General features: G+C 48.2%; 22 protein-coding genes. 16 read left to right on the plus strand and 6 right to left on the minus strand.

The window, feature by feature from the left end; genetic code table 11:
- Window positions 1–5 precede the first annotated feature (5 nt).
- The 3 genes from NLBNIHML_RS25895 to NLBNIHML_RS25905 are packed head-to-tail and all read left to right on the plus strand — an operon-like array spanning window position 6 to window position 4,526.
- Window positions 6–2,591 carry a DUF5696 domain-containing protein gene (locus NLBNIHML_RS25895; RefSeq protein WP_494353141.1) on the plus strand — a complete coding sequence of 862 codons (2,586 nt, stop codon included), beginning with the start codon at window positions 6–8 and terminating at the stop codon, window positions 2,589–2,591.
- The gene (locus NLBNIHML_RS25900) at window positions 2,588–3,487 is read left to right on the plus strand and encodes a carbohydrate ABC transporter permease (protein ID WP_339259938.1); all 900 of its coding nucleotides are present in this window, start codon (window positions 2,588–2,590) and stop codon (window positions 3,485–3,487) included. Before NLBNIHML_RS25895 ends, NLBNIHML_RS25900 begins: the two co-directional genes overlap by 4 nt.
- A 28-nt stretch (window positions 3,488–3,515) precedes the next feature.
- The gene (locus tag NLBNIHML_RS25905) at window positions 3,516–4,526 is read left to right on the plus strand and encodes a carbohydrate ABC transporter permease (RefSeq protein WP_310333748.1); all 1,011 of its coding nucleotides are present in this window, start codon (window positions 3,516–3,518) and stop codon (window positions 4,524–4,526) included.
- Window positions 4,527–4,668: 142 nt separating this feature from the next.
- Here the strand turns inward: NLBNIHML_RS25905 and NLBNIHML_RS25910 are convergent, their stop codons facing one another.
- Window positions 4,669–4,935, minus strand: a complete 267-nt coding sequence (locus NLBNIHML_RS25910; protein WP_339240728.1) for a SunI/YnzG family protein — start codon at window positions 4,933–4,935, stop codon at window positions 4,669–4,671.
- Window positions 4,936–5,043: 108 nt separating this feature from the next.
- Between NLBNIHML_RS25910 and NLBNIHML_RS25915 the strand changes: the two genes are divergently transcribed.
- Both NLBNIHML_RS25915 and NLBNIHML_RS25920 read left to right on the plus strand, forming a co-directional pair.
- Window positions 5,044–5,586, plus strand: coding sequence for a hypothetical protein (locus tag NLBNIHML_RS25915; RefSeq protein WP_494353142.1), 543 nt, complete (start codon window positions 5,044–5,046; stop codon window positions 5,584–5,586).
- 109 nt (window positions 5,587–5,695) lie between these two features.
- A complete protein-coding gene (locus NLBNIHML_RS25920; protein ID WP_494353143.1) occupies window positions 5,696–6,304 on the plus strand; it encodes a DUF1349 domain-containing protein in 609 nt (202 codons plus the stop codon).
- A 27-nt stretch (window positions 6,305–6,331) separates the two neighbouring features.
- Here the strand turns inward: NLBNIHML_RS25920 and NLBNIHML_RS25925 are convergent, their stop codons facing one another.
- From NLBNIHML_RS25925 to NLBNIHML_RS25935, 3 genes are all read right to left on the minus strand, one after another.
- Entirely contained in the window at window positions 6,332–7,438 is a 1,107-nt protein-coding gene (locus tag NLBNIHML_RS25925; RefSeq protein WP_494353144.1) for an MFS transporter, read from the minus strand.
- A gap of 89 nt (window positions 7,439–7,527) precedes the next feature.
- Complete coding sequence (locus tag NLBNIHML_RS25930) at window positions 7,528–8,058, minus strand: TetR/AcrR family transcriptional regulator (protein ID WP_339259946.1); 531 nt, start codon at window positions 8,056–8,058, stop codon at window positions 7,528–7,530.
- Between the two features lie 78 nt (window positions 8,059–8,136).
- Window positions 8,137–8,907 (minus strand): DeoR/GlpR family DNA-binding transcription regulator, encoded by a 771-nt coding sequence (locus NLBNIHML_RS25935; RefSeq protein WP_494353145.1) that lies wholly within the window; start codon window positions 8,905–8,907, stop codon window positions 8,137–8,139.
- A 354-nt stretch (window positions 8,908–9,261) separates the two neighbouring features.
- Here NLBNIHML_RS25935 and NLBNIHML_RS25940 point away from each other — a divergent pair, with 354 nt between their 5' ends.
- The 4 genes from NLBNIHML_RS25940 (at window position 9,262) to NLBNIHML_RS25955 (ending at window position 12,674) form a co-directional block, all read left to right on the plus strand.
- The gene (locus tag NLBNIHML_RS25940) at window positions 9,262–10,227 is read left to right on the plus strand and encodes a metallophosphoesterase family protein (RefSeq protein ID WP_494353146.1); all 966 of its coding nucleotides are present in this window, start codon (window positions 9,262–9,264) and stop codon (window positions 10,225–10,227) included.
- A 42-nt stretch (window positions 10,228–10,269) separates the two neighbouring features.
- Entirely contained in the window at window positions 10,270–11,127 is an 858-nt protein-coding gene (locus NLBNIHML_RS25945; protein ID WP_339259949.1) for a DMT family transporter, read from the plus strand.
- A gap of 213 nt (window positions 11,128–11,340) precedes the next feature.
- Window positions 11,341–11,889 (plus strand): nucleotidyltransferase family protein, encoded by a 549-nt coding sequence (locus tag NLBNIHML_RS25950; RefSeq protein WP_472479166.1) that lies wholly within the window; start codon window positions 11,341–11,343, stop codon window positions 11,887–11,889.
- 53 nt (window positions 11,890–11,942) lie between these two features.
- Window positions 11,943–12,674, plus strand: coding sequence for a YdcF family protein (locus tag NLBNIHML_RS25955; RefSeq protein ID WP_339259953.1), 732 nt, complete (start codon window positions 11,943–11,945; stop codon window positions 12,672–12,674).
- A 77-nt stretch (window positions 12,675–12,751) separates the two neighbouring features.
- Here NLBNIHML_RS25955 and NLBNIHML_RS25960 read toward each other — a convergent pair whose 3' ends face one another.
- Together NLBNIHML_RS25960 and NLBNIHML_RS25965 are read right to left on the minus strand one after the other, a co-directional pair.
- The gene (locus NLBNIHML_RS25960; protein WP_342572374.1) at window positions 12,752–14,104 is read right to left on the minus strand and encodes a M56 family metallopeptidase; all 1,353 of its coding nucleotides are present in this window, start codon (window positions 14,102–14,104) and stop codon (window positions 12,752–12,754) included.
- Window positions 14,105–14,113: 9 nt separating this feature from the next.
- Window positions 14,114–14,488 (minus strand): BlaI/MecI/CopY family transcriptional regulator, encoded by a 375-nt coding sequence (locus tag NLBNIHML_RS25965; protein WP_339240744.1) that lies wholly within the window; start codon window positions 14,486–14,488, stop codon window positions 14,114–14,116.
- A gap of 167 nt (window positions 14,489–14,655) precedes the next feature.
- On the opposite strand from NLBNIHML_RS25965, the gene NLBNIHML_RS25970 reads away from it, so the two are divergent.
- From NLBNIHML_RS25970 to NLBNIHML_RS26000, 7 genes are all read left to right on the plus strand, one after another.
- Window positions 14,656–15,177 (plus strand): hypothetical protein, encoded by a 522-nt coding sequence (locus NLBNIHML_RS25970; protein ID WP_494353147.1) that lies wholly within the window; start codon window positions 14,656–14,658, stop codon window positions 15,175–15,177.
- A 117-nt stretch (window positions 15,178–15,294) separates the two neighbouring features.
- Window positions 15,295–16,185, plus strand: coding sequence for a TIGR01777 family oxidoreductase (locus tag NLBNIHML_RS25975; protein WP_494353148.1), 891 nt, complete (start codon window positions 15,295–15,297; stop codon window positions 16,183–16,185).
- A 342-nt stretch (window positions 16,186–16,527) separates the two neighbouring features.
- Complete coding sequence (locus tag NLBNIHML_RS25980) at window positions 16,528–17,529, plus strand: beta-ketoacyl-ACP synthase III (RefSeq protein WP_339240748.1); 1,002 nt, start codon at window positions 16,528–16,530, stop codon at window positions 17,527–17,529.
- Entirely contained in the window at window positions 17,519–18,811 is a 1,293-nt protein-coding gene (locus tag NLBNIHML_RS25985; RefSeq protein WP_494353149.1) for an ATP-grasp domain-containing protein, read from the plus strand. The genes NLBNIHML_RS25980 and NLBNIHML_RS25985 overlap by 11 nt, the downstream gene beginning before the upstream one ends.
- Window positions 18,808–19,803, plus strand: coding sequence for an NAD-dependent epimerase/dehydratase family protein (locus tag NLBNIHML_RS25990; protein WP_494353150.1), 996 nt, complete (start codon window positions 18,808–18,810; stop codon window positions 19,801–19,803). The genes NLBNIHML_RS25985 and NLBNIHML_RS25990 overlap by 4 nt, the downstream gene beginning before the upstream one ends.
- The gene (locus NLBNIHML_RS25995; protein ID WP_494353151.1) at window positions 19,797–20,657 is read left to right on the plus strand and encodes an MBL fold metallo-hydrolase; all 861 of its coding nucleotides are present in this window, start codon (window positions 19,797–19,799) and stop codon (window positions 20,655–20,657) included. The genes NLBNIHML_RS25990 and NLBNIHML_RS25995 overlap by 7 nt, the downstream gene beginning before the upstream one ends.
- Window positions 20,654–21,970, plus strand: a complete 1,317-nt coding sequence (locus tag NLBNIHML_RS26000; protein WP_494353152.1) for a F390 synthetase-related protein — start codon at window positions 20,654–20,656, stop codon at window positions 21,968–21,970. Before NLBNIHML_RS25995 ends, NLBNIHML_RS26000 begins: the two co-directional genes overlap by 4 nt.
- The last annotated feature ends 35 nt before the right edge of the window (window positions 21,971–22,005 follow it).

A 22,005-nucleotide genomic window follows, 5' to 3' on the forward strand; every position in this document is an offset into this window, starting at 1 on the left:
CATCCGTGAACCAAAGGCAACGACTATATACGGTGCTGGCTGGTGGTGCAGCTGTAATCATGATTGCAGCAGGACTGCTGTATATAAACAACAGGGGCATTCCTGCCGTAGAAGCTGCGGCTTATCAGGACACAACAATCAGAGCTATGCCTGTCACGGAGGAACCGTTGAAGTTCCTTGTCGACTCTTCGCAGGGGGTGCCTGGTATGCAATTGGTCGCCGAAGATCAGGGCTTGGCTCTGTACTATAACGAGGAGACAACGGAAATTGCAGTACGTGACGGGAAAAGTGGAGAGGTCTGGTACAGCAACCCGAAAGAACGGGCTGAGGACGGTCTTGCTTCTGCGTATGAGAAAGAAGTGCTGTCCTCCCAGTTGAACGTGTCTTTCCGGGATTCGATGGGCACTTTGGAGAACTTTCCAAATTTCAGTTCGAGTATAAGCAACAAACAATTCACAGTGGGCCAGATCGATCAAGGGATTCGGGTCAACTATACACTGGGTGATACATCACTTGGGATTGATGCACTGCCGAAGTTGATTAGCAAACAGCGACTGGAGGAGAAGGTTCTTTCCAAGCTGGACGCGACTGTCGCTAGATACACATCTGCCCGTTATTATCCAACCAAGAACAATCCGGATATTCTGGAACGGCTGGATGGACAGATTTCGAAGCAGCTTGTATTGAACAAGATGTTGAGTGCCTTCGAGACGGCAGGTTACACGGCGGACGATCTCGCTTATGACAATCAGGAGAATGGAGTCGAAGGCGGAGGCGTATCGGATAAGCCAAGCTTCGTGATTTCTGTGGAATACCGATTGGAGAAGGGAGCGCTTGTTGTTAGCGTGCCCCTGAGTCAGATAGAGGAAAGTGGGCAATACCGTATCCGAAGTATTGATTTGCTCGCTTATTTTGGTGCTGTGGATACGAAAGGTGAAGGCTACATGCTCGTACCTGACGGTTCGGGTAGTCTGATCCACCTGAACAACGGGAAAACCCAGGAAGAGCAGTATGTACAGCGTGTCTATGGAGCAGACCCGAATGATAATTCGCTCAGTCGTCCTCAGGTTAGTGAATCCGCGCATATGCCTGTGTTTGGTCTGAAGAACGGGGAGAATGCGTGGTTTGCAGTCATTGAAAAAGGGGACGGCATAGCCAGTATCTCTGCGGATATTGGAGGCAGACAGAACAGCTACAACCATGTACATGCGACCTTCTCCCTGCGGGGGGAGGATGAGCTGGAGATGTACACCTCGCAGAAAATGCAGGAGATTCAGCTGCTTGGCGAAGAGCCTTACCGTGGAGACATTCAGGTCCGCTATCATTTCCTTCATGGAGAAGATGCCAGTTACTCGGGAATGGCCCGCCTGTATCAACAGCAGTTAATAGAACAGGATGTGCTGAAACCCCTCGCGGAAAAGACAGCGTTGCCGTTTTATGTAGATGTGCTTGGTGCAGTGGACAAAAAGGCTTCGTTCCTTAGCGTACCCTATCGGACCACTTTAGCTATGACGACGTACGAACAGGCCACTGAAATGGCAGCGAAGTTACAGCAGAATGGTGTGAACCGTGTACAAATGCGGTATCAGGGATGGTTCGGCGGTGGTGTCAGCCATCATACGCCAACGCAGGTGAAGTTGGACAAGGAAGTAGGCAGTCGTTCCGAACTTCAGGCATTGTCAACTAAGCTGGAGCAGTCGGGTGGAGCTTTGTACCCGGATGTGGCTTTCCAGCATATTTATCACGATGATATGCGTTTTACTCCTTCCTCGGATGCGGCGCGGTTTATTACTAAGGAGACAGCAGAACTGTATCCATACAACTCTGCGCTTAATCGTATGGATCAGAGTAAGGACAGCTATTATCTGCTCTCAGCGGCCAAGCTTCCTTATGTGGTGAGTAAGTTTACTGACCAATTCAATCAACTGGACCTCGGTGGATTATCCCTTCGTGATCTGGGGCAGGTTCTGACTTCGGATTACCGGGATAGTCGGGTGATTCATCGGGAGACGGCAAAAAACATAGTGAAGGAGCAGCTGGGCAAGTTGGCACAGGCCTATCCGAACCTGATGGTATCCGCAGCGAATAGCTATGCTTGGGGTAGTGCCCAACATGTTGTAAATGTACCCGCAGGGTCAAGTCGATTCAATATTACCGATGAAGAAGTTCCTTTTTATACGATGGTCATTCATGGATACATGAACTATGCGGCATCTCCAATGAACATGTCGGGGGATCAGGATCTCCGCAAACAGTTGCTGCGAAGCTTGGAGCTTGGAGCAGCTCCGTATTTCCAATGGACCTATGAACCATCATCCAGGCTGAAGCTGACGAATTATGATTCGGCCTACGCAACGGAGTACAGTTATTGGGTGGATGACGCCATTGCTTTGTATAAGCAGGCCGAAGACGTACTGGGAGATGTGGTGAATGAGAAGATCCTCAGACATGAACGCATTCAGGAAGGTGTGGTCCGAGTCACCTATACTGGCGGTACAACCATTATTGTGAATTACAATGCGGATGCAGTAACTGTGGATGGAACGACGGTTGGCGGGACGGACTATGTGGTGGGAGGAGTGAACCGATGAGAACCATTCGATTATCACTGAAGTCACGGAGAGCGCTGCTTGGACTTGCATTTATTTCGCCGTGGCTGCTCGGTTTCATCTTCCTCTTTGCCACACCGCTCCTGCAATCGATTCGGTTCAGTCTGAGTAATCTGTCCGTTGCTCCGGGGGGATACGTTCTGGACTTTGTTGGATTCAAAAATTTCAAGGATGCGCTTCTGGTTGATGCTACATACAACCGGATTCTGGTGGATTCCGTAGGAGCGATGTTGCTGAATGTGCCGATGATTCTGTTCTTCAGTCTGTTTACAGCAACACTGCTTAACCAGAAGTTCAGAGGTAGGACGATGGCACGTGCGATCTTCTTTCTGCCGGTTATTCTGGCTTCCAGTGCAGTTGCAGCAGCAGAGTCTGCGGGATTAATCAATCTAATGGGGGATGCAAGTGCTGTCGATGCGGCCGCTGATGGTGGTGCCTCGTTCAATGTGGTATCCATTGTGCGGATGCTGGCGGATGTGGGATTGCCAATGGCCTATGTGGATTACATCGTTGAAGCCATCATGCGGATCTATGAGATTATTAGCAGTTCGGGTGTGCAGATTCTGATCTTCCTCGCCGCGCTGCAATCGGTACCGGGATCAATGTATGAGGTTGCGAAGATCGAAGGGGCGACAGCCTATGAATCGTTCTGGAAAATAACATTTCCGATGGTCAGTCCGTTAATTCTGACGAATGTGATCTATACCATTATTGATTCATTTGCCGGAAGTCCGGTCACGCAGGCGATCTATCAGACCGCATTCAAAACCCAGAACTTTGGCTTAAGCTCGGCGATGTCCTGGCTGTATACGTTGGTGATTGGCCTTGTACTGATCGTAGTGGGCTGGGTACTGTCACGGCGTGTTCATTACAACTGACAGTTCACATTGAGGGAGGCTTCAGATTATGGCTGCATCAGGGACAGATCGCATGGTGGTAGTTCCGAAGCAGAATTACCACATGCAGCGAGTGCGAAATAAAACATCGGACCTTCTCTATTCCATATTCAGATATGCTTTGGTCATTGGTATTTCATTTATTATTTTATACCCGTTATTTCTCAAAGTGTCAGTGGCGTTCAAGGATAAGCAGGATATCTACAATCCAACGATCTATATGATTCCTCAGCACGTTACATTGGATAATATTCGGCTGGCGGCACAAGTGATGGATTACCTGCCTCTGCTGGCGAACACGTTATTGTTCGTTACCATCACAACGCTTCTGACAGCCATATCCTGTGCACTTGCCGGATACGGCTTTGCCCGGTTTTCTTTTCCAGGTAGCAATGTGCTCTTTATCCTGGTGATTCTCACGATTCTTGTACCAACAAGCACACTCATGGTGCCGATGTATCTGCATTTCCGCAGCTTTGACTTTATGGGCATCATCCAGTTGTTTACCGGAAAGAATGGCATTAATCTGCTGAATACGTATTGGCCTTCCGTGATTACGGCGGCTACAGCAGGAGGGCTGAAGGCGGGGTTGTTCATCTATATTTTCCGGCAGTTCTTCAAGGGCATGCCGAAAGAGATTGAGGAGGCCGCCCTGATTGACGGCGCTGGTGGATTCAAGACGTTTGCCCGAATCATGTTGCCCAATGCCATCTCACCACTGATTACGGTCATTCTGTTCTCCTTTGTGTGGCAGTACAACGATACGTTCTATTCGGCATTATTCATGAGTGAAAGTCCACTGATCTCACTGAAGGTGGCTTCCTTGCCTGCTCAGGCGAACCAGTTGATTCCGCAACTGATGGGCTTTGGTTCGAACTCGGGCATTAAGGCCGATCCGAACTATGTGGCCATGATTGTGGACACGGGTATTTTGCTGGCGATTGCACCGCTGATTATTTTATATCTGTTTGTGCAGCGTTATTTCGTGGAGAGCATTGAGCGCTCAGGTGTAGTAGGTTAAGGGGGGCGTTGAATTGAGATGAAAGAAGCGTGGGTATTCGCTGTAACAATTCATGCGAATACTCACGCTTCTTTCTGGTGGGGTACATATGTAAATGGAGCTGTCCTTTGGAGAAACATTATAATCTGTTTCGAACCAAAATCTAGTTTGCCGGTTGTAGCATATCTCGGATATTGGGATATAAATTCACACTGTTCGTGAATAAGATATATGATTGATTAACCGTACGGATCAGAATCCTCTCGCTTGTGCCATTAACCGGACCGATCCGAATGGCGGATGGTTCGCTGCCACCGTACGTATCATCCAGAGTGACCGATGAGATATGTGCGATGGGGATTTCGATTTTGGAGAACTGCCAGCGGATGACCAGTTGATCTTCTATTTTTTTCACGTTAACGCCAAACATAGGTTGCTCTCCTCCTGTTGTAATTCATATCATTGTAATAATCTCGTATGTCCAGTTTATCATATTATGGATAAAATTACCTTATTAATAATGAAGGGAGTGGAAGGGTTGAACGACTGGAATGCCTATCATTATTTTGAACAAAGTCTTGGTCCTTTCAGAAATCTCTCCAGCCTGTCTGCGGATGAAGCAGAAGCAGTAACTCAGCAGATCCGTCTTCAGGGAAGGAACTTTGCCAGTCGGCGATCCGCAGATTACATGGCCATTCGCAGAATGCTTGAGCATAGAGCTTATGAGCAGTTTGTTGCCAAAGGTGGAAAGCCGCTGCAATCATATCCCCATTACCTGACGCTTGGTGCATGTGAATGGTTGTCGTCCTGGTATTCAGAACCTGATCATGTGCTCATTCCGTGGGGTGATCTTCCTGTCGATGTTGTGAGTTTTACCTACGGGGACTTGTTTCCAACGATGAGGTTTGACGATGCTAAACCTTATCGTAAGCAGATTTATACCAAAGATGAAATCATCGAAGTGATCCAAACCTATGGTTGGCCTCAGGAATGGAACCGGGAGGGCGATAAGGGCCCGGAACGTTATATTGAGGTGCAAGTGTGGGACGAGCGGTTCATCCAACCGTACACATGGGTGTAAGATAACGGGGATGGAACTTGATGCTAAGCCTACAGGGTTAACCATGAGACATACCGAATACAAATAGAGAAATGAGTCAGCTTAAACTCCAACAAAAAGGGTGTGCCACATGACGAATCTATTCGAACATTGTTCAGGTCAGACTTTATCTGCCAACCTGGGATGGCTGAACGAGCCAGCAGATTGGTCCATTGAAGATGGCAAAGTAACGATAACCGTTTCGCCAGTCAGTGACTTTTTCATTGATCCGGGAGGTGACCCGGTGAAAGCCTCAGCTCCATTTTTACATACGATAATCAAGGGAGATTTCAGCATCGTCACTCAAGTACAGGTGGACATGAAAGAACAGTATGACTCGGGCTGTCTGATGGTAATGGTTGACGATACGAATTGGGCTAAAGTCTGCTTTGAATTTTTTGAAGAACAGCCGTCCATTCTCAGTGTTGTGACCCGTGGTAACTCGGATGATTGTGTATCATCCTCTGTAGATGTCAGCAAGCCTTATCTGCGTGTAGCCCGTGCAGGCAGCAGCTTTGCTTTTCATTATTCCCAGAATGGTGAGAAGTGGAAACTGGTACGTTATTTTGGCCTTGATTGCCCCGAAGAGATCAAAGTTGGAATCGTGGCCCAATCCCCAATCGGGCAAGGGACCACAGTTACTTTTGCAGATGTACGGCTTCAGCATGGACTGACCGGAAGTGTACGCCGAGTAGAATAAAAAACGATCAGAACGTTGTTCTGTCATTTATTTCACTCGAATTAACAATCCGAACAGGCCGAGTACAGCAAAGGCCAGAAATGCCGTTGTATTGGAGAACACTTCAATCGTGTAACCTGCCATGGATGAGCCGAGGAATTGCCCAGCACCCAGCGCGAGAAAGGCAAGACTAATTCCGATGGATACATTGGGATTGAATAGTCGCGTTGCCCAAACGATAAATACACTGGTCAGGAAAATATATGTGCTGCCAAATATGATCGCAGAGATCAGGCTTGCCGCCATGGATGGAAGCAGGATTACCCCCAGCGAGATAGCCAATAAAAGTATACCTATCCGGTAGGACCACCCAATCTCAATACGTTCAATAATGCGTCCGGCGCATCCGCCGAGTATCCCCATAACCCCCATCACAATCCAGAACAACACGGCTTCCGAATCGGAGGCCCCTTTCTCGTCCGTGAGGAAGTTTCGGGCAAAGGTCCAGTAGATTGCGGAACTAACACCTGTTAACAGACAAGCCATCAGAAGAGCAGACCCGGGTCTGGTTGGTTTCATACATGTCCAGAGCGACTTGGTACAAGGCAGTGTCTTGGTTGCCGGAATGACACGTCTGTTCCACAGCAGAACTACAACACCGATCACGGCAAACAGGATGTAGGTTAGACGCCAGTAATCCGTGAACAGCCAGTAGAGTGGACCGGATATAACAATTCCGAAGCTGGTCCCTGTATTAATCCAGCTGTTGCCTCTGGCTTGCAGATCCGGTGCAAGTTCCGCATTAACCGTGTTACCAAGGGCCGGAGAGGCCCAGCCTGTACTTAAACCGGCTAGAAATACACTAAATGCAAGAACCCATGCATTCTGAGACAGGGCAATGCCGGTTAATCCGAGCACTGCGCTGATGCCTGCCAATTGAATGACATAATGGTGCCCCTTGTGATTAATCAACAGGGGTGCCGTTAGAAGGGACAGACAATAGGCAATATACGTTCCAGAGTTAATCGCCCCGGAGGCTGCGTCATTCAAGTGTAAGGCTTCCGAAATTTCCGGCATAAACAATCCATAACTGAATCGCCCGAATGCATAACATACAGCGATAAGTGCAATGCCTGGAAAGATAATTTTTTTCATAAAATACACCGCCTTTTTAGATAGAACGATCATTATATTTTCACTTAAATAAAAAAGTGAGTTGAACTACTAACTCACCCGGAATAGGACTACTTGAAACTGGTTTGCGTCATATGGATCAATTCTCGGCAGACGTCATTTACATTTTCTGTCTCAGCAAGTGCCGTAGAACCCTCCAGCAGCAGGGCGAATCGTATCAGATCTCGATCACTTGCAGCAGGCGCCAATGTTTGGATTAACGTTCGCATATGTCTTTTATGTGCATTCACTGTCTGGACGATGATATGGTCTGCATGACCTCCGAATTCTTCTTTGGCGCGTAAGAACAAGCAACCTCTTGACTCGTGTTCTTTCAACCAAGTTGCATGTCCTTCAGCCAGATTGAGAAACATGGGTTGTTCTTTATTGTTTGCATATTGCCTTAACTGTTCCAAATAACGCTGTTCGCGCCGGAGGAGCACCTGAACGATGAGGTCATCCTTGGATTCAAAGTGGTTATATAACGTCATGATGGCGATCCCGGCATCTGTAATAATTCGCTTCAATCCAATGGAATGGAAGCCATGAAGATAAAATAATTCTTCAGCGACGTTCAAAAGCATTTCTTTTTTGCTGCTCATAATCAGGAATGTCCTCTCTTGAAAATAGGATAGAACGATCATTATACCTTATAAAGGTATAAAAAATGGCTCACACTGTCAAATCGTGTGAACCGTTTCAATCTCCATTTGATGCAGGGCCTCTACCCATTCTGTCGAACATCCGGAGTCTGTAATGACCATTGATACGTGATTCATGGGGGAGATCTGTGCAAACGTGGATCGACCAAATTTGGTGTGATCGGCTACCAAAATGGACTCTTCTGCTCGTTCCATCATTCTGCGGGAAACAAGTGCTTCTTCCAGCAAATAGTCTGTTACACCATCCATTAACGAAACACCGCCGGCAGAGATGAATGCTTTGTTTACTTTGAACTGACTCAGCAATTCATGTGTGACTGACCCCGTGGAAGCTTGCACCGCTGAATTGATTTCACCTCCAGCAAAAATGATTTTACCTGCAAAACCTTCCAGCGCACAGGTGAGGATTGGAACTGAGTTGGTGATGACAGTCACCTGTGAACGATTTCTTAGTTGACGCATGATCTCCAGTGTTGTTGTGCCATTGTCCAACATCACGGTTTCACCATCTTCAATCAGAGCGGCAGCTGCTATGCCGATGCGCTGTTTCTCACTCATCTGAAGCTGCGCACGCTTTTGAAAAGGGGTTTCGATCATTCCTGAACGTACACGAACAGCTCCGCCATAGACTTTACGCAATTCGCCTTCCTTTTCGAGTCGATCCAGATCACGTCGTATGGTTTCTGTAGATACCTGAAACAGATCTGCCAAAGCCTGAACCTGAACTTTCCCTTGGGTAGCCAAACGGGTAAGAATAGTGTTTTTGCGCTCTTCGTACGTTAGAGACATACGTTGTCGAACCTCCTGTATTGCGTATACATATGTATTTTAAGTTTATAATTCGTGTAGTCTTGTGGATTTATGTTGATTTATATAGTTTAAAAGGTCAAGCAAAGCTTGTCAATTTGCCGAACGTGTACTTTAAAAGAAATAAATCTGCACCGTCTAGGATCTTGATTATTTTGTTATCCAAGAACATGGGACAGAGATGTGATGATGAAGTTAATGATGTATTGACAGTACTATCATGTGAAGATAAGATCATATAAAACAACATAATGTCACAAGAAACAACATACAGAGTGTAACGAGATCATAATTATATAACATGTATTTTTACTTACTAATGAGGGGGTCAAAAGAGTGAAGCGACAGCTGACTTTTCAAAAAGATGGAACGTTTAAAATTGTGCAGTTTACAGATCTGCACTGGAAAGACGGCCGTCCTGAGGATATCAGAACCCGGAAGTTAATGAATACCGTTGTTCAGGCGGAACAACCCGATCTGGTTGTGTTTACAGGGGATGTGATCTATACAGGGCCGGTAGATCAGGGGAAAAAGGCATGTGAGCATCCGGAGCAGGCTTTCCGTGAGGCCGTAGCAATTGTGGAAGAGTGTGGCATTCCGTGGGCATTTGTGTACGGCAATCACGATACGGAAAATCGGATTACTCCCGATGGATTAATGGATGTCATTCAGGAGCATGAGTATAACGTGACAGAGCCTGGTCCAAGCGAGATTGCAGGGATGAGCAATTACACGCTGGAGGTAGCCGATCCGGATGGGAGTCCGGCTGCAGTATTGTATTTCCTCGATTCAGGGAGTTATTCCACAGTTGAGTCTATTCCCGGCTATGACTGGATTCAGCCCAATCAGATCCAGTGGCTGATGTCTGAATCCATACGCGTCAATTCCGGCCGCAGCCGCGGAGATAAGCTACCCGCCTTGGCGTTTTTTCATATCCCGATTCCTGAATACCAGTCCATGTGGGACACGCAGATCTGCTATGGCAGCAAGTACGAGCCTGTCTGTTCTGCCCAAGTGAACTCGGGGCTGTTCTCTGCACTGCTGGAGATGGGCGATGTGATGGGAACCTTTTGCGGACATGATCATGTGAATGATTTTCACGGGAATTACCATGGCATTCGTCTCTGCTACGGGCGTTCGAGTGGGCACAGTACATATGGAAGGGAAGGCATGCTGCGCGGAGGACGCATCATTCAGATGAAGGCGGGACAACGCAGCTTTGATACATGGCTTCGTCTGGAAGACGGCTCTGTCGTGAAGGAGCAGCCAGAACATCAACCTGGGAGCGCTTCAGCACAATAGATTATATAAAAGAGTAATGGAGTAGAGAGGAACGTTTTGATTATGATTTTACCTATAATGCTGGTACTGGCTTCCGGGATGGCTCATGCCGTCTGGAGCATGTTTACCAAGCGCAGTCTGAATAAAAGTGTGTTCTTGTGGTCCATTATGATGATTCCAACGATTATATTGCTTCCTGTACTCATTGTGGAATTGGCACGTGAACCCTTATCCATGGCAGCCTATGCGCTACTGATTCTGTCGATGGGCTTGCAGGCATTGTACTCTTGGCTGTTGTCTCAGACCTACGAACTCGGCGATCTATCTCAGATCTATCCGATTATGCGGGGAACGAGCACCTTATTGGTACCTCTGATCGGAGTTACTTTTCTGGGTGAAACCTTATCATTGTACGGCTGGATCGGCATTGCGTGTATGCTCGGCGGATTTACGGTGCTCAGTGGTGCCGGAAGCAGAGATGTTAATACGGGCTCGCGTGTAACGGGATTGAAGCCGGTTTTGATGGCTTTATGTGTAGGTTTATGTACAACCAGTTACGTGTTCGTGGATAAGCTGAATCTGGAACATATCTCACCCTTATCATTACTTGAAGTGACCAACATTGGTTTTGTCGCCGGTTTAACCCCTGCGTTGCTGGCTTCTCGTCAACTGCGTCAGGAGTGGAAGGTGAATCGATCGACCATTATGCTTGGCGCGTTACTGAATCCGGGCTCGTATCTGTTGTTTCTGTTTGCGTTACAGCAGGCACCGATGGCAAGACTGGGTCCCCTTCGGGAAGTAGGAACGATATTTGCAGCCTTCCTCGGTATTTTACTGCTGAAAGAACAGCAGGGGAAAAAGCGTATTCTCTGTTCCGTCGTTATTTTTGCCGGCATTTTGCTAATTGGGATGTGGGGCTGACTAAAAAAATGAATCAGATTTCTTCATGCAATCCCCTCAGGTGAATGACCTTAAGATGCATCTGTTCAGATGACACTTAGGTGACCGCCTGAGGGGATTTGTTCATTTTATCGGAGACACCCAAACATGATATATTGGATGCAGGCACAGTAAGCAGGTAGAATAGATTGAGGGAGTGAGTAGAGCATCGGGAGTAAAGAGAAGGACCACTTGTTGCATGAGGAGAAATTCATCCGGGCAATTGCGGAGCACGAGCAATTAATGCATGACCTGCGGAGAGTCCGAGGTCTCCATTTGCCACAATGTTACATAGGTGCAGGATATATTCGCAATTATATCTGGGATGTTCTTCATGGATATGCTGTTCGAGAGCTGCATAGTGATATTGATGTTGTCTATTACGATGCGCAAGATCTGCGAGAGGAACGAGACATACAGTTGGAGTGTCAGCTTCGTGAGTTGACAGGCAATGCCAAGTGGTCGGTCAAAAATCAGGCCAGAATGCATCTGCGCAATGGCACAGATCCTTATCTTTCTACTGAAGATGCTCTTCGCTATTGGCCAGAGATTGTGACTGCCATAGGCGTACAGTTGGATGAAGAAGATCGGGTTAACATCTGCGCTCCTCATGGTCTGTGTGATCTGTATGCGTTAATGGTTCGTCGAAGCCCGTTCTTCACGGATGCTGATTATTATAATCAACGCGTACAGAAGAAGTGCTGGCAACAACAGTGGCCCAAACTAACGATAATAACAGACTGAAAGATGAGTGATTTGCGGAAGTGCAGGTACAAGAAGGAGTGTCTACGGAATTGATGAAAAAGTTCTTACAGAAAAACGGACTGATCATTGATCTTGTCCTGTTGGCATGTTTTGTAGCTTTTCTGGTCTTTTGGGGCCAGAGGTTTGCGGTCATGTTTTTCGGAATGATCACGGTGGCTTTTATCGTGCTAAGACGGATTGACTATCAGAAGCATGTTATTCTGAAACGGATTATCCTTACCGGATTTGGTGTGGTTGCCGTCTCCTTTGTCATTGTTGAAGCACTTGTGTTCACACAGCTTGGTGCGAATGATCCGGAAGAAGCGGACTATGTCATTATTCTGGGTTCAGGCATTCGGGGAACGGAATTGTCATTGACCCTCAAGCAAAGGTTAGATGCCAGTCTGGACTACATTCGCAGTCACCCTCAGACGCCGGTCATTGTATCGGGTGGACAGGGACCCGGGGAATCGATTCCCGAAGCGCTTGCCATGAAAAACTATCTGATTGAACAGGGGATTAACCCCGCCCAAGTCATTATGGAAGATCGCTCGACGAGTACACAGGAGAATCTGGCCTTTTCCAAAAAAATCATTCATGAATCCGGATTGGAGCACCCCGAGATCATGATTGTCACCAGTGACTATCATATGTTCCGTTCCAAATATATCGCTGCCAAGAACGGGTACGCGGCAGAATACGGTATATCGGCCCCGTCACCGGGATATTTGAAGCCGGTCAACATGATCCGTGAATATTTTGCTACGATCAAAACGTTTATCTAATATGCAAAAAGGACGAAGCGTAATACTTATGCTTCGTCCTTTTGCATATATGGGTGTACTTGTTCCTTAACGTTGTGTTACTTCTCTGAAGGAACAAGTACAGCTTCAGAAACCTGATCCGCAGGTGCTACCATTTCAGAAGATGAGGCAGGAGAAGGAACGGTTGCAGCCTCGGAAGGGAGGGCTACCATCTCAGAAGATCCAGCAGGAGAAGGAACTGTGGCTGGTTCTACAACTTGAACTTCAGAGGGTTCAGTAGTCGAAGGAGCTGGTATATTTTCTGAAACTTCATCTTCAGGGATAGCCACGATTTCAGGCGTTTTGGAAGCAGCGGGAGCAGTTACAGCTTCAGAAATTCCGGATTTAGATGGAGAAGCTGCGATTTCAGGAGTTTCAGATACGGTAGGAACAGGCACGGCTTCAGTAGCCTTGGCCTCTACTTTAACCGTATGGTTTGATGCCCATACTGCGGTGGATGTACTTACTCCTGTAATAAGCAATAGGGCCCCCATACTTAACATCCAGTGTTTCTTGTTCAGTTTCTTCACGTTAAACATGTTCATCAATCTCCTTTTTAATTGTTTGCCTTCACCCGACAGGGATGAACAAAATTGAGCAGGCATATTCTTGGTTCCCGCCATCACATTTAAAATTGTCTCACCATATTGTCTTCGTTCTTCGTGGGACATCTCTTTCACCACATCTTCATCACAGGCTAATTCGCTCCAGGTATGAATGTCCCGGCGAATCATATGAATCAGGGGATTGAACCAGTGCAGGGCACTAACCCCCAAGGTCAGAGCCTTGACCCACAGATCTTGATGTTTCAGATGTACCAACTCATGATGAATCACCATCTTGATGTCCATCTTTACCGTATTTTCGGGTGGAAGATATATGGTTGGTTTAAACAAGCCGACCAGTATAGGGCTCCGTACTGCCGTGCTGTGAGCAAGCGTGATATTGCGTTGGAGACCCAAAGCCTCTTTGATTAATGGCAGCTGTATAGCGGCTTCACTATCATAGAGAACTGGTATACGTGTGCGTGATAGTTCATTCAAAAATCTCCGATAACAGTACACCTGCCATGCAGAAAAACCGATGACGCCAATGCCCCATATGCATAACAGGGACCAGGCTGTAGTTACAGAAATGGTTTGTGCCGAGATAAATGTCCCTGCAAGTAAGCTTGTAGATGTTGCATGCTCCATACTCGGTACAGTTGATGTAGGAGGGAATGCAAAACCCAAAAGCCATGAAAGGCCAAGGGATACCGGGAGCAGATAGAACAAGAGAGCCATTTTACCGAGTCTGTAGAGCCACTTGGTCGGAAAAACAGATACAGGTATGAGTCGCAGTGTCAACATACATATGGCAACGATACTTCCAGCCACGGTCAGGCTGCACAGAATTTCAAAAAAGATGTTCATGATCTGCACCTACTTTTCCGAAAGCCATTTTTTCAGTTCTGAAATGTCATCGTCTGAAAGCTTATCGCCGTCATACATGGCCGAAACCAAATTCTTGACAGAACCTTGATAAAGCCCATCAAGCACGTGCTGTGTTTCCTGTAGTTTGTAGTCTTCTGGTTGTAGAAGAGGTTTATAATCATTGATTCTTCCACGCCTCGTCACGGTAAGAGCGCCTTTATCCACCAATCTGGACAGAAAGGTAGACATGGTCTGCGCTTTCCACGCTTTCCCTTTCTCAGCGAATATGTCTAATAGCTCTGTCGAGGTGACGGGTGGATCGCATGACCATATAACGACCATTAACTCCATTTCTGTTTCGGATAATTTTTGAATCTGGTTCACAGTGAACACTCCTTAACATCGTTATGCGTCCATAACGAGCATATTACTACACTACGTAGTACGTATAAACTACTACAACTTGTAGTGGATAGTCAAGTTATCCTGATAGATGATTGCCAAACCATGTTATAATATAGGTCATTAATAGAAGAACGATGTAGGAGTGAATGATCATTACAGCATATCAATTACCTGCTCTCTATGAGCAGAAGCGAGTTTCAATGCAAGAAATGGAAGAGATTGTACGCCTGTTGGCCCAAGCCCCGCTACTATATGATGATGGAGAGAGCATTCAGGTTCAGGACTATCTGGAAGGATTGGAAGTCGAACTTGAGCATGAGGTACGCCTTGCTGTGACTGAATTGTATGCACTGGCTGTTCAGGCCTGCCGCGTCTTCGCTGATCCATTGGCGTACGAACAACTTCAAGATGCGCTTGGGTTACAGGCTGAGTTATGGCAGGAGGAAGTGCTTACTCTTGCGAAGTGGATGGACTGGCTGAAGCAGATCAGTGAAGGAAAAAGAACACTGCCCGAGTACAACTTTACAGCCATGCTTGGGACTTTGCCGGACGGATTCATGATCCATGACTTTTATGATGAGCTCCGATATCAACTGGAACAAAACCCTGCACACACATGGGCTATCGAAGAGCGGGATCGCTTGTACACGGCGCTGGGTGCGAATTAAATCAAACCAACGGGTCACCAGCGGTGTTTAATCTAATATCTGTATTTTGCATGCATAGAAACAGGTTGATCTATCTCTTGCGAAATCTTTACCCAGTATGGGAAATGAGGGGATACCGTGAAAAAGATTGTATTAGCTGGTGGAACGGGTTTTGTTGGACAGGAGTTTGCCCAAAGGTTCAGGAAGCTGGGTTATGAGGTGCTGATTATCTCGCGTCAGCCCGGTCATATTGCCTGGGAGGATCGTACAGGGATCATAGAGGCACTGGAAGAAGCAGAGATGTTGATTAACCTGGCAGGTAAATCGGTGAACTGCCGTTATACGGATGAGAATCGCAAAGTCATTCTGGAATCCAGAACGCGTACAACACGTATTCTCGGGGAAGCCGTCCTGGCTTGTAAACATCCTCCCGAACTATGGATTAATTCGAGTACGGCGACCATATACAGACATGCTGAAGATCGTCCCATGACGGAAAAAGAAGGCGAGATTGGCTCTGGCTTCTCGGTCGACGTTGCCAAAGCTTGGGAACAGGCTTTCTTTGAATTCAGTTTGCCGTCTACACGTCAAATTGCACTGCGAATTGCGATTGTGCTGGGCGAGGGCGGCGTGATGGTGCCCATGACGAACCTGGTCCGTTTTGGCCTGGGAGGATCTCAAGGTGCAGGAACACAGCAATTCAGTTGGATTCATATCGAGGATCTGTTCCGCATGGTGATCTATTTGCAAGAGCATCCGCACTTAAATGGTGTGTTCAATGCGTCCTCTCCGCATCCGGTTACAAATCGGGAGCTCATGGCACGTCTGAGAGAACAGATGGGTGTTCGGATCGGGCTGCCCTCTCCTCGCTGGATGCTTGAACTGGGCGCACGATTCATCAAGACCGAAACAGAGCTGGTTCTCAAAAGTCGATGGGTCATTCCTGAGCGACTGGAGAGGGAAGGCTTCACTTTCACCTACGGAACGTTAGATGTCGCTCTTGCCGAGATCCTGAGTAAGAAGAAATAATATTTCATACAAAAGAAAACACAACAGCAAGGGCAGAGGCATCTGCCCTTTATTATATATTTTAAGGCTTCTATCAAATGGCGTTTCGCCATTTGAGGTTAAGGACTCATTTCATTTATATATGTTCAACTAAACATTTACACGATAACGGAGAGGACAGAAATAACTTGAAGAAGCGAAGCGTGCGCCTTTATCCCCGGATTTTCCCTTTTTAAGAAGGGAATCAAAAAAATCTGGGGATAACAGCGATCGGAAAGTTGTTCTGTCATCGGAGTGTCTGTGTAAATACTAATTAGCTGAACTTATATATATCAGTCAGATGAACAGAAAGAGGTTGGGGAAATGCAACTTAGAAGAGTGAGGATTGCGGGAACAGGGAAGTACCTGCCTGAACAGGAAGTTACCGATGAGGAACTGGATCGCCGCTTGGGCGTGCCTGCAGGCTGGGTTAGCAAAGCCACAGGTGTAGGTGTACGCCATTATGCTTCGGGTGAAGAGACTTCCTCCTTCATGGGCGCGCGGGCTGCTGAAGCTGCACTTGCGGATGCAGGATTACAATTCAGTGATATCGACTGCCTGGTGTGTACCAGTGGCACGAAGGAGCAACCGTTGCCTAGTACGGCGGTGTTTATCCAGCAGGCCATGGGGCAGCAAGATTCGGGCGTACCTGCTTTTGATATGGATGCAACCTGCCTGAGTTTCCTGAACGGACTGGATGTGATCTCCTATATGGTAGATGCCGGACGTTACCAGCGAGTACTGCTCGTAGCCACCGAGATTGCCTCAGCGGGACTAAATTGGTCGGATAAAGAGAGTGCGGCCCTGTTCGGAGATGGAGCAGCCGCCGTTATTATTGAGCGTTCGCCTGAAGGGTCATCCTCACAGATTGTACATGCTTCCCTTCAAACCTACAGCCGAGGTGCTCGCTTCTCGGAGATAGCAGGTGGCGGTACACGGCAGCATGCTTCGAATTATAATGCAGATCAGCCTGAGCCTTACCTATTTCATATGGATGGACAGGCCATCTTCCGCATGGCCTCCAGACTTTTACCCGGATTCATGGGTGGTATGTTGCAGGCGACCGGGAATCGAATGGAGGATTTCCAATTGGTGATTCCCCATCAGGGGAGTGCCATGGCGATGAGACTGATCCGCAAAAAGCTAGGCATTGCTGAAGATCGGTTTATGGACATCACACGAAATCACGGCAATACAATTGCGGCATCGATCCCGATGGGTCTGCATGAAGCGATTAGACAACAGCGGATTCAGCGGGGAGATCGGGTGTTGATGATTGGCACGGCTGCCGGATTATCATTGGGAGGACTCATTTTTGACTACTAGATCTGGGGAAACCGGACATCGTACAGCTGCTTCTCTTCGTGTGCTGCTTACAGGCGGAAGGGCTCCCGTGACGCTCGATCTGGCACGTATGCTTCATCGTGCAGGCCATCGGGTCTATGTTGCGGAGAGTGCCGTACGGCATCTGACCAGATCATCCCGTGCAGTGGAACAGTACGCTGTGGTTCCATCGCCGCGTCATGACACACGTACTTATCTGGCGGAACTGGAACGGTTGGTACAGGATTGGCAGATTGACCTGCTGATCCCCATGTGTGAAGAAGTCTTCTATGTTGCTCAAGGGGCAGACAGACTGCGTGCATATTGCCGTGTTCTGGTTACAACCATGGAGCAATTACATGAGCTGCACCATAAATATGATTTTATCCAGCTTGCAGGGTCACTCGGTCTTTCAGTTCCGGATACGCGCCTGATCAACAATCAGCAGGAATGGATGGAAGCTCAGTCTGTTCTGGGAGAATCAGGAGATTGGGTGTGGAAACCGGTGTATTCCCGCTTCGCAGCCAAAGTTCGCATGCCAGCACGTTTGATCGATGAGGGTACGGCCGGGATTGAGCAAGAAGGACACATAAGCAAAAAGAAGCATCGACATTTACGTAACGATCCTCCGGAAGAAGGGGAATTATCCTCTGCTTCGCCTTGGGTTGCACAGGCCTTCATTCCGGGTCAGGTGTTGTGTACATACAGTATAGCCCACGAAGGACAACTGGTTGCGCACGCCACCTACGATAGCCGCTACCGCACAGGAAGCGTGGGGGCCAGTGTATTTTTTGAACAGGTGGAACATGAGGGTGCCCTTGCGTGGGTAAGACAATTCGTTGAAGGAACGGGGTTTAGCGGACAGATTGGGTTTGATTTTATAGTGGTTCAGGATGGGCAACTGTATGCAATTGAGTGTAATCCGAGGGCAACGAGCGGGATTCATCTGTTTCACCCTGGAGATGACTTGGTGCGTGCACTGACTGAACCGGAGACGTTGGTCAAAGAAGGAAAATGGATCACGCCCACAAAGGGTAGCAAAGCCATGCTCATGCTTCCCATGCTGGGAAGCGGAGTAAAGCAGATCTTCGGCAAAGGCAAACTCCGTAATTGGATAGATGCGTGGCGTAGAGCCAGAGATGTAGTCTATGTAGGGCAGGATATCCAGCCTTTCTTTGAACAATTCGCGGTAGTGCTGGCCGCCTGGCGTCTGGCAAGATCACAGAAAATCTCACTGACTGAAGCTTTGACTCACGACATAGAATGGAACGGTGAACAACAATGAAGAGAGCATTGGTTACAGGAGCTACGGGATGTCTGGGCAGGCACCTCGCGATACGGCTTGCAAAAGAGGGATGGGACGTCACAGGCATGGGCCGACAGTCCAAGGTTGGTGCAGAACTTGAGTCGGCAGGAATCCGATTCCTGAATGGAGATATACGGGATGAGGCGGCAGTAAATGAAGCGTGTACGGGGCAGGATGTGGTCTTTCACTGTGCGGCGCTATCATCACCATGGGGGAAGTATAGGGACTTTTATGGAAGTAATGTGGAAGGAACACAGAAACTCATGGATGGCTGCCTGAAAAATGATGTACAGCGATTCATACATGTCTCGACTCCAAGTGTATATTTCAACTACATACCACGATTTAACGTACATGAAAATGACCCGTTGCCATCCAAACCAGCGAATCATTACGCAGCCACGAAGCTTCTCGCTGAACAGGTCGTAATGGAAGGGCATAGAAAGGGACTTCCGTCGGTCATGATTCGACCGCGAGCGATCTTTGGTCCGTATGACCAGACGTTGTTTCCCCGAATTGTCGCGGCCAATGCGAAATCCGGCGTGCCCATGATCGGTGGCGGACAGGCTTTAATTGATCTGACCTGTGTGGATAATGTGGTGGACGCCCTGTTATTGTGCCGTGATGCACCGGACGAAGCGCTCGGCAGAGCGTACAATATCTCCAATGGCGATCCGAGGGCGTTTAATGAGTTGGTGAGCAGCTTGTTTGGCATGCTGGACATGCCTCTGCGTCGTCGAAACATTCCTTATCAGGCAGCATATGGCGTTGCAGCATTGCTCGAGCGTGTTCATGGCTTTATTCCTGCGCTGGGTGAACCTGTGTTGACAAGGTATACCGTTGGCTCCTTATCCATCCCGCAGACATTGGATATTACGGATGCACGGGAGCGATTGGGATACGTCCCTCGGGTGTCTATTGAAGAAGGTTTACAACAATTTGCAGACTGGTGGAGGGCTGGATCATGCTGACAACAACTCCGGTAGAACTATATCTGGGTGCAGCAGGTTACTGTACACATCCAGAATTTCTGACGCTGCGGGGTGGTCGGTTGAAGCCGGTGCCTTTCCCGGCAGGTTTTGCCTGCATCATTCACCCTGTACATGGACCAATCCTGCTGGATACGGGATATAGCTCCCGCTTTTTCAAGGAAACGGCTCATCTGCCCAATGCACTGTATCGTCATATTACACCGGTTGTCTATCGTGAAGAGGATAGTGCCGTTCATTTTTTGGCTGGGCTTGGGCTGAAAGCTTCGGATATCCGGTATATTATCCTCTCCCATTTTCATGGCGATCACATCGCAGGTGTACGAGATTTCCCGGAGGCACAATTCATCTATCTGCCAAGGGCTTATGATGCGGTGCGCTCCCTTGGTTCGATTGCGGCTGTGAAGGCAGGTTATCTGTCTGGATTGTTGCCTGAAGATTTTGTAGCCAGATCCTTGCCTGTTACGCGTCAGCCTGAGCGGTGGACAAGAGCGGGAGAATCGTTCCCTTATGATGAGGTTTACGATATCTTCGGCGATGGCAGTCTGCTGGGGGTGGAGGTATCCGGTCATGCGGAAGGCATGATGGGACTTCTGTTGCGTACAGAAGAACATGATTATTTCCTGTGCGCGGATGCCGTGTGGTCGAGTCGGGCTTTTCGTGAACAGCGCAGGCCTCATGCGCTCGCGGGTATCATTATGTCTGATCGACAGGAATACCACCGTAACTTTGACAAGTTGGTTCAGCTGCATCAGCAGTTTCCCGACATTCGGATAGTGCCGAGTCACTGCAGAGAGGTGCTGGACGCTTGGGGCACAGGAGGGCTGAAACGATGAGCAATACCCTTCGTATTGTAGTACATTATGCGCTTGCACGCGGGTTGCGAACATGGAAAACGCGAGAACAACTGGAGCGCTGGCAAGAGCGCCGGATTATTCGACATGTCCATCAGATCCGCGCCCGCTCTCCGTTTTACCGAAAGTGGTGGGGTGGCGTGGACGCATCCAACTGGAGAAGCTTTCCGTTGATTGACAAATCAATCATGATGGAGAACTTTGATACACTGAATACGGTAGGCATTACCAAGGATGAAGCGTTGGCTCTAGCAGGTGAAAGTGAAGAAACGCGTGACTTCAAACCCTCCATTCAGGGAGTGACTGTTGGATTGTCCTCGGGTACGTCAGGGAACCGGGGAATATTTCTGGTAAGTGATCAGGAGCAGGATGCGTGGACGGGCACGGTGCTGGCCAAGTTGCTGCCTGGTGGGCTGTGGAAACCTGCGAAGATTGCGTTTTTCCTGCGGGCCAACAGTAATCTGTATGAATCGGTGCAGCGCGGCAAGTTACAGTTCCAGTACTTTGATCTTCTGGAACGTGTGGAAACCTTGGTGAGACGGTTGGAAGAATACCAACCTACCGTATGGGTGGCTCCCCCATCCATGCTGCGTCTGTTGGCGGACGCCTATGTGGCGGGTCACCTGACCGCTGTACCCGATAAAATCATCTCGGTTGCCGAGGTGCTGGACCCCTTGGATCGCAAGGTACTGGAGCAGGTCTTTGGACAGACCGTTCATCAAGTCTACCAGTGTACAGAAGGGTTCCTGGGAGCGACCTGTCGTTATGGCACACTGCATTTGAATGAGGATATAGTCCATATTGAAAAAGAGTACATGGACCCGGCCACCCGCCGGTTCGTGCCCATTATTACGGACTTCTCCAGAACATCACAGCCGATCATCCGGTATCGGCTGAATGATATTCTGACCGAGGCGGCAACGCCATGTGCCTGCGGTTCTCTGTTTACAGCGATTGAGCGGATTGAAGGCCGCTGTGATGATACGCTTTATTTTGAACAACTGCATACGGGTGTGTCTGTACCGGTCTTTCCGGATTTCGTTACTCGCGCCGTCATTGCGGCTTCGCCGGATATTGAACATTATCGTGTGGTGCAACGTGGGGACGGGACGATGGAGGTATCGCTAGTACTTGGTGGAAATGCAGCAATGGAGCAAGTAAGGGCTGATGTGTTGCATGAATTGAACAAGATGGCAGACAGGATGGATTGTACTTTGCCGGAGGTGAGATTCGTTCCGTATGCGTTCAAACCAGGGGTCACCAAGCTGCGCAGGGTGGAGAGACAGCTTGATTGAGTTGGTGAGAAAATATTGGGGGAGAGCAGGTGGCT

Source organism: Paenibacillus sp. JNU01, from assembly GCF_059130585.1.